The organism is Streptomyces sp. SolWspMP-5a-2, from assembly GCF_900091845.1.
In the GTDB taxonomy this organism is placed as follows: Bacteria; Actinomycetota; Actinomycetes; order Streptomycetales; family Streptomycetaceae; genus Streptomyces; species Streptomyces doudnae.
The window spans coordinates 1-8,317 of sequence record NZ_FMCI01000189.1 but is presented as its reverse complement, the minus strand read 5'-3'; the positions used below and the strand labels follow the sequence as shown (position 1 = coordinate 8,317).

The following is an 8,317-nucleotide window of genomic DNA, read 5'->3' as shown; positions in this document are numbered from 1 at the left end:
GGGTCGCGCCGGTGCTGCTCGTGCCGGTCCCCTCCGCGCGGGCCGCGGTGCGCGCCAGAGGGCACGATCCGGCGCGGCGGATCGCGCTCGCGGCGGCGGGCGAGCTGCGGCGCACCGGGACGCCCGCCCGAGTGCTCACCGCGCTCGTACAGCGCCGTACGGTCGCCGACCAGGCAGGACTCGACGCCCGGCAGCGGTCGGCCAACCTCGCCGGGGCGCTCACGGTCGTCCCCGGGGCCGAACGGCTGCTGCGCGGCGGCCCGGTGGTGCTCGTCGACGACCTCATGACGACGGGCGCCTCGCTCACCGAGGCGGCCCGCGCGGTGACGCGGGCGGCGGCGCGAACGGAGGTGCTGCCCGGATGGGCCGTGTACGAAGCCGAGAGCCGGGAAGGCAGAGGAGAACGAACGACGGGATCACAGGACGGAGAGGCCCTGCGGACGGGCGCCGGGCCGGAGATGCGGGGAACGGGCGCAACAGGGACCGTGGTCTGCGCGGCGGTGGTCGCGGCGGCCCCGGACTCCCTCGGAACAAACCGGAACTGACCGAGATCTTGCATCGTTGCAGGTAATGAGAGAGCCAATTCACCTGAACGGAGGTACGGCTCAGTAGAGGGTGACGACATACCTCCGGGCGAGATATGTTCGGTTGTGAGGAAAAGGCGCAGGCCCGTACCTCATCTGTCCGAACGCCGTGCCGCGGGTTTTTCGCCCATCACCCCGAGCCGGCGGGACAGAGATCTTTCCCGCGGGGGAGGAGGTGGAAGTCACCCAGTCCGAGGTTCCGGTGAAACCGGAACTTGGTGCGAAAGGGAGACGCTCCGCCAGCGAAGCGGAGCTATCCGGGAACGGAGTTCTGCGTGGACATCGTCGTCAAGGGCCGCAAGACCGAGGTGCCCGAGCGGTTCCGCAAGCACGTGGCCGAGAAGCTGAAGCTGGAGAAGATCCAGAAGCTCGACGGCAAGGTGATCAGCCTCGACGTCGAGGTGTCCAAGGAGCCCAACCCCCGACAGGCCGACCGTTGCGACCGGGTGGAGATCACGCTCCGCTCGCGCGGGCCGGTGATCCGGGCGGAGGCGGCGGCCAATGACCCGTACGCGGCACTCGACCTGGCGGCGGAGAAGCTGGACGCACGGCTGCGCAAGCAGCACGACAAGAGGTTCTCGCGCCGTGGCGCGCGCCGGATCCCGGCGGCCGAGGTCGCCGACCACGTCCCGGACGCGGCCACGCTCGACATCAACGGCGACCCCGTCCACGACGACGAGTCCGACGGCGTGCCCACCAGGAAGATCGGCTCGCTCGAGGTGAAGGGCGACGGGCCCCTCATCGTCCGCGAGAAGACCCACGTCGCGTCACCGATGACTCTCGACCAGGCCCTCTACGAGATGGAACTGGTCGGCCACGACTTCTACTTGTTCGTCGACTCCGAGACCAAGGAACCGAGTGTCGTCTACCGGCGGCACGCCTACGACTACGGCGTCATCCACCTGAGCACGGACCCGATGGTCGCTCAGGCGCAGCCCCCGGCGGCGGGGGACACGCTGGGCGGCTGACCCGCCCGGTCGGCAGCTGAGCCGGTGCCCCTGGAGCGCGTGTGCGCCCCCAGGGGCACCGGCGTGCGACCACTTCGCGCCCCGCACTGTCACCGGGTTGTCGTCCAGGCATGGAATCATGGCCGCAACGGCTCAACCGGTGGGCCGTTGCCTTGGGTTGGCGATGGCGCTCGACGGGCCACGGCCTTCAGGGGGAGGAACGATGGCGGACAGCTTCGGACCGATGCGCGACGAGGATGCCGACGGTGACGTGGTCGGCATGGGCCCGGACCCGGGCGCGCCACGCAAGGAACCGATCAGAGTGCTGGTCGTCGACGACCACGCGCTCTTCCGCCGGGGCCTGGAGATCGTGCTGGCGGCCGAGGAGGACATCCAGGTCGTCGGCGAGGCGGGGGACGGTGCGGAGGCCGTCGACAAGGCCGCCGATCTGCTCCCCGACATCGTGCTGATGGACGTCAGGATGCCCAAGCGCGGCGGCATCGAGGCGTGCACCTCCATCAAGGAGGTGGCGCCCAGCGCGAAGATCATCATGCTGACGATCAGCGACGAGGAAGCCGACCTCTACGAGGCGATCAAGGCGGGCGCGACGGGATATCTGCTCAAGGAGATCTCCACCGACGAGGTCGCCACCGCCATTCGCGCGGTCGCCGACGGCCAGTCGCAGATCAGCCCCTCCATGGCGTCGAAACTCCTCACCGAGTTCAAGTCGATGATCCAGCGCACCGACGAGCGGCGTCTCGTCCCCGCGCCCCGGCTCACCGACCGCGAGCTGGAAGTGCTCAAGCTGGTCGCCACCGGAATGAACAACCGGGACATCGCCAAGGAGTTGTTCATCTCCGAGAACACCGTGAAGAACCACGTGCGCAACATCCTGGAGAAGTTGCAGCTGCACTCCAGGATGGAGGCCGTGGTCTACGCGATGCGGGAGAAGATCCTGGAGATCCGCTAGGGATCATCCGCCGGGGACCGCCGAGGTCCGCCGGAATCCCACGGAATCCGCCCGACGGTTTCCGTCGCGTACGGAAACCGCAGAACGGAAACCGCCGGACGGAATCCTCCCCCGGGGGCGGTCAGCCCAGCAGCAGGGCCAGTTCGCGGGTGAGCGGCTCGCGCAGTTCCGGGGCGTCCACCCGCTCCACCCGCACGTCCGTGCAGGCCACCCAGCCCGCCGCCTCCACCAGCGCCTGCGCCACCGCCGGGACCGCCTTCGCGCCGTCCAGGGTGATCTGCCGGGCCACCAGGGTCGCGCCCTCGCGCGCCGGGTCCACCCGGCCCACCAGACGGCCGCCCGCGAGCACCGGCATCGCGAAGTACCCGTGCACCCGCTTCTGCTTGGGGACGTAGGCCTCCAGGCGGTGCGTGAAGCCGAAGATCCGCTCCGTGCGCGCCCGTTCCCACACCAGGGAGTCGAACGGGGAGAGCAGGGTGGTGCGGTGACGGCCGCGCACCGGCGTCGCCAGCGCCAGCGGGTCGGCCCAGGCGGGCTTGGCCCAGCCCTCGACCGTGACCGGCACCAGGCCGGAGTCCGCGATCACCGACTCGACCTGCTCGGCCTTGAGCCGGTGGTAGTCGGCGATGTCCGCGCGCGTGCCGACGCCGAGCGACTGCCCGGCGAGGGCGACCAGCCGCCGCAGGCACTCCCGGTCGTCCAGCTCGTCGTGGAGCAGCGCGGCGGGGATCGCGCGCTCGGCGAGGTCGTAGACCCGCTTCCAGCCGCGCCGCTCCACGCACACCACCTCGCCGTACATCAGGGCCCGCTCCACGGCGACCTTGGTGCCCGACCAGTCCCACCACTCGCTGGTGCGCTTGGCGCCGCCCAGCTCCGTCGCGGTGAGCGGCCCCTCGGTGCGCAACTGCTTGACGACCTGCTCGTAGGTGCCGTCCGGCAGGTCGTGGCCCCAGTGCGGACGGCCGCGGTAGGCGCGGCGGCGGAAGGCGAAGTGCGGCCACTCCTCGACCGGCAGGATGCAGGCGGCGTGCGACCAGTACTCGAAGGCGTGGGTGTCCTTCCAGTAGGCGTCCTCGATCGTGCGGCGGCCGACCGCGCCCAGGCGCGCGTAGGGGATCAGCTCGTGCGAACGGGCCAGCACCGAGATCGTGTCGAGCTGGACGGCGCCCAGGTGGCGCAGGACGCCTCTGACCCCGCCCCGGCGGTCGGGCGTGCCCACGAAACCCTGGGCGCGCAGGGCGATGCGGCGAGCCTCGTCGGCCGAGAGGGCGGTGCTGGGGCGCGGAGTCGTCATGGACCGCACGATAGAGGGTGGCACTGACAACGCCGTCCGGCCGCGGGCCGCAACCGGACGGCCGGCGGCGGCACGGATCACCCGGTGCCGGTCACTCGGGGCCGGGGCCGGCCGGTGACTGCGCAGGACGGGGCGGGGACGGCAGGTACGGGGCGGTGGACGGCAGTTCCAGGTCCGAGGGGAGCAGGGAGCCCACCCAGCAGTCGCGCCGGACGCCCTGGTGCACGAGGCCCGACCGCAGGACGCCCTCCAGGTGGAAGCCCGCGCGCTCGGCCACCGCGCGCGAGGGCGCGTTCCCGACCTCCGCGCGCCACTCCACGCGGTCGACGGCGAGGTCGACGAAGGCCCAGCGGGTGACGGCGAGCACCCCCTCGGTGACGTAGCCGCGGCCGCGGTGCTCCTTGGCGGCCCAGTAGCCGATCTCCGCCGAGCTGAGGGAGTGCATGGTGAGGCCGACCATGCCGGTCAGCTCCCCCTGGGGCAGGAAGAGGCCGAAGGTGAACATGGAGCCGTTCGCCCACCCGTCCGGGACCAGCTCCTCGGTGAAGCCCCGCGCGTGCTCGGGGAGGTAGGGCGAGGGGAGAGTGGTCCAGCGCAGGATGTCGGTGTCCTGGGCGGCGGCGTACACCGCGTCGGTGTCCCGCGGACCGACCGTGCGCAGGAGGAGACGGGCCGTCGTGATCGTCACGGGTTCCATCGGGCGATTCTGCTGCCCGGACGCGCGCGACCGCCATCTCTTTGCCGTGGGTGAGCAAGTGATCACAATTCGCGCACACGGAGTGGGTCCGACGCGGCACCATCCGGGGGCCTCGACCGTTGTTCCGTGGAGAAGCGATTTGCGCGTGACGTGAAAACGCCGTACGAAACAGGGCACGGTCGTGGTCCCGGCAGCCTCCCGGCCCGGCGGGGTCCTCGCATACGATGGCCGTTGCTCAGTAAGCCCCAAGGAAACCGACCGTCCCAGGCCCGACCGGCAAGGAGACCAACCCCCGTGTCCGTCCTCTCGAAGATCATGCGTGCAGGCGAAGGCAAGATCCTGCGCAAGCTGCACCGCATCGCGGACCAGGTCAACTCCATCGAAGAGGACTTCGTCGACCTCTCCGACGCCGAGCTGCGGGCCCTCACCGATGAGTACAAGCAGCGCTACAGCGACGGGGAGAGCCTGGACGACCTCCTCCCCGAGGCGTTCGCCACCGTGCGCGAGGCCGCCAAGCGCGTCCTCGGCCAGCGTCACTACGACGTGCAGCTGATGGGCGGCGCCGCCCTCCACCTCGGCTACGTCGCCGAGATGAAGACCGGTGAGGGCAAGACCCTGGTCGGCACCCTGCCCGCGTACCTGAACGCGCTGTCCGGTGAGGGCGTCCACCTCATCACGGTCAACGACTACCTGGCCGAGCGCGACTCTGAGATGATGGGCCGCGTCCACAAGTTCCTGGGCCTCGAGGTCGGCTGCATCCTGGCGAACATGACGCCCGCGCAGCGCCGCGAGCAGTACGAGTGCGACATCACGTACGGCACGAACAACGAGTTCGGCTTCGACTACCTGCGCGACAACATGGCGTGGGCCAAGGACGAACTCGTCCAGCGCGGCCACAACTTCGCGATCGTCGACGAGGTCGACTCGATCCTGGTCGACGAGGCCCGCACCCCGCTGATCATCTCCGGCCCCGCCGACCAGGCCACCAAGTGGTACGGCGACTTCGCCAAGCTCGTCACCCGGCTGAAGAAGGGCGAGGCGGGCAACCCCCTCAAGGGGGTGGAGGAGACCGGCGACTACGACGTCGACGAGAAGAAGCGCACCTGCGCCATCCACGAGTCCGGCGTCGCCAAGGTCGAGGACTGGCTGGGCATCGACAACCTCTACGAGTCGGTGAACACCCCCCTGGTCGGCTACCTGAACAACGCCATCAAGGCCAAGGAACTCTTCAAGAAGGACAAGGACTACGTCGTCATCGACGGCGAGGTCATGATCGTCGACGAGCACACCGGCCGTATCCTCGCCGGTCGCCGCTACAACGAGGGCATGCACCAGGCGATCGAGGCGAAGGAGGGGGTGGACATCAAGGACGAGAACCAGACGCTCGCCACGATCACCCTCCAGAACTTCTTCCGCCTCTACAAGCGCCACAACCACCAGGGCAAGGAGATGCCCGGCCTCTGCGGCATGACCGGTACGGCCATGACCGAGGCCGCCGAGTTCCACCAGATCTACAAGCTCGGCGTCGTCCCGATCCCGACCAACCGGCCGATGGTCCGCAAGGACCAGTCCGACCTCATCTACCGCACCGAGATCGCGAAGTTCGAGGCGGTCGTCGACGACATCGTCGAGAAGCACGAGAAGGGCCAGCCGATCCTCGTCGGCACCACCTCGGTCGAGAAGTCCGAGTACCTCTCGCAGCAGCTCTCCAAGCGCGGTGTGCAGCACGAGGTCCTCAACGCCAAGCAGCACGACCGGGAGGCGACGATCGTCGCCCAGGCGGGCCGCAAGGGCGCGGTGACGGTCGCCACCAACATGGCCGGCCGCGGTACCGACATCAAGCTCGGCGGCAACCCCGAGGACCTCGCCGAGGCGGAGCTGCGCCAGCGCGGCCTCGACCCCGAGGAGCACATCGAGGAGTGGGCGCAGGCGCTGCCCGCCGCCCTGCAGAACGCCGAACTCGCGGTCAAGACCGAGTTCGAGGAGGTCAAGGACCTCGGCGGGCTGTACGTCCTGGGCACCGAGCGGCACGAGTCGCGCCGCATCGACAATCAGCTCCGCGGTCGTTCCGGCCGTCAGGGCGACCCGGGCGAGTCCCGCTTCTACCTCTCCCTCGGCGACGACCTGATGCGCCTGTTCAAGGCCCAGATGGTCGAGCGCGTGATGTCGATGGCGAACGTCCCCGACGACGTGCCGATCGAGAACAAGATGGTCACGCGCGCGATCGCGTCCGCCCAGTCGCAGGTCGAGCAGCAGAACTTCGAGACCCGCAAGAACGTCCTCAAGTACGACGAGGTCCTCAACCGGCAGCGCGAGGTCATCTACGGCGAGCGGCGGCGGGTGCTGGAGGGCGAGGACCTGGAGGAGCAGGTCCAGCACTTCATGAACGACACGATCGACGCGTACATCGCCGCGGAGACCGCCGAGGGCTTCCCCGAGGACTGGGACCTGGAGCGCCTGTGGGGCGCCTTCAAGCAGCTCTACCCGGTGAAGGTCACCGTCGACGAGCTGGAGGAGGCGGCCGGGGACCGGGCCGGTCTCACCGCCGAGTTCATCTCCGAGTCCATCAAGGACGACATCCGCGAGCAGTACGAGTCCCGTGAGACGCAGCTCGGCTCCGAGATCATGCGGGAGCTGGAGCGCCGGGTCGTGCTGTCGGTCCTGGACCGCAAGTGGCGCGAGCACCTCTACGAGATGGACTACCTCCAGGAGGGCATCGGCCTGCGCGCGATGGCGCAGAAGGACCCCCTGGTCGAGTACCAGCGCGAGGGCTTCGACATGTTCACCGCCATGATGGAGGGCATCAAGGAGGAGTCCGTCGGCTACCTGTTCAACCTGGAGGTCCAGGTCGAGCAGCAGGTCGAGGAGGTCCCGGTGGAGGACGCGCGCCCCGAGGCGGACGTCCCGCAGGACGCGGTGCCCGCCCAGGCCGGTGCCCGCCCCGAGATCCGCGCCAAGGGCCTGGACGCCCCGCAGCGGCGCAACCTGCACTTCTCCGCGCCGACCGTGGACGGCGAGGGCGGCACCATCGAGGGCGAGCTGGTCGGTGACGACGACGTCGTGCGCTCCGAGGCCGACGGCCTCACGCGCGCGGAGCGCCGCAAGCAGTCGCGGGGCAGCCGCCGCCGCAAGAAGTAGCGGCCGCCCGCGACCGCGGCGGCGAGCAGCCGCGGCGGTGGGCGGGACGGCGGGAAGCGCTACGGCAGTGAGGCCGTGACGGTGCCTGTGGCGCCGTGACGGTTCCGGACGGGCCGGACACCTCCAGGTGTCCGGCCCGTCGGCGTACGGCCGTGCTCAGGCCGTGGCGTGGCGCGGGCCGCCCGTCTCCACGGCGGTGCAGCGCCAGCGCAGGTCTGCGCCCTGCTCCAGCCGGAACGCCAGGGCGCGCAGCCGGTCGCCCGCGCCGATGCGGGCGAACGCCTCGATGGCGCCCGGACGCGGCACGTAGTAGCCGATGTCGTGGACGACCGGGAGCGGGCCGCGGGTGCGCAGCGGGGCGCGTTCGGCGAGCAGGGCCAGCTCGTCGTAGGCGCGGCCCGCCGTGTGGCGCAGCATCCAGTGGACAGGGCGGCGGCCGCTCAGGACCGCCAGGAGCCGGTCCGCGAAGAGGTCGGTGGGGCTCGGCTGCGGGACCGTGATCCGGCGGCGCGTCTGGGCCGGGACGGTGGGCGCCTGCCTGTCGGCCGGGGACGCCGCCGAGGGGGCCGCGCCGGGCCGGTGTCCGGGGAGCAGGAGGACGGGGAGCGGGCGGGCGGGCCCGGTGCCGGGCCGCGTGCCGACGGGGGAGCCCGGGGCGTGCGCCGGGCGCGGGGTGTCCGGGGCGCT

7 protein-coding genes are annotated in these 8,317 nt (G+C 70.7%); 4 read left to right on the top strand and 3 right to left on the bottom strand.

Going from position 1 to position 8,317, the window contains the following annotated elements:
- The 3 genes from GA0115242_RS19345 to GA0115242_RS19335 all read left to right on the top strand — a co-directional run.
- Positions 1-545: ComF family protein (locus tag GA0115242_RS19345; protein ID WP_141721658.1), on the top strand; the 545-nt coding region annotated here is incomplete at its 5' end.
- A 314-nt stretch (positions 546-859) separates the two neighbouring features.
- A complete protein-coding gene (gene hpf / locus GA0115242_RS19340; RefSeq protein WP_093830144.1) occupies positions 860-1,552 on the top strand; it encodes a ribosome hibernation-promoting factor, HPF/YfiA family in 693 nt (230 codons plus the stop codon).
- Positions 1,553-1,754: 202 nt separating this feature from the next.
- Entirely contained in the window at positions 1,755-2,501 is a 747-nt protein-coding gene (locus tag GA0115242_RS19335; protein ID WP_093830142.1) for a response regulator, read from the top strand.
- A 121-nt stretch (positions 2,502-2,622) separates the two neighbouring features.
- On the opposite strand, the gene GA0115242_RS19330 is transcribed toward GA0115242_RS19335, so the two are convergent.
- Both GA0115242_RS19330 and GA0115242_RS19325 read right to left on the bottom strand, forming a co-directional pair.
- Positions 2,623-3,795: a winged helix-turn-helix domain-containing protein gene (locus GA0115242_RS19330; protein ID WP_093830140.1), complete on the bottom strand. Its 1,173-nt coding sequence runs from the start codon at positions 3,793-3,795 to the stop codon at positions 2,623-2,625.
- A gap of 91 nt (positions 3,796-3,886) precedes the next feature.
- Entirely contained in the window at positions 3,887-4,492 is a 606-nt protein-coding gene (locus GA0115242_RS19325) for a GNAT family N-acetyltransferase (protein WP_093830138.1), read from the bottom strand.
- Positions 4,493-4,786: 294 nt separating this feature from the next.
- Here GA0115242_RS19325 and secA point away from each other — a divergent pair, with 294 nt between their 5' ends.
- Entirely contained in the window at positions 4,787-7,630 is a 2,844-nt protein-coding gene (gene secA, locus GA0115242_RS19320) for a preprotein translocase subunit SecA (RefSeq protein ID WP_093830136.1), read from the top strand.
- A gap of 156 nt (positions 7,631-7,786) precedes the next feature.
- On the opposite strand, the gene GA0115242_RS19315 is transcribed toward secA, so the two are convergent.
- A partial coding sequence (locus GA0115242_RS19315) for an Rv3235 family protein (RefSeq protein WP_237549159.1) occupies positions 7,787-8,317 on the bottom strand: 531 nt, incomplete at its 5' end.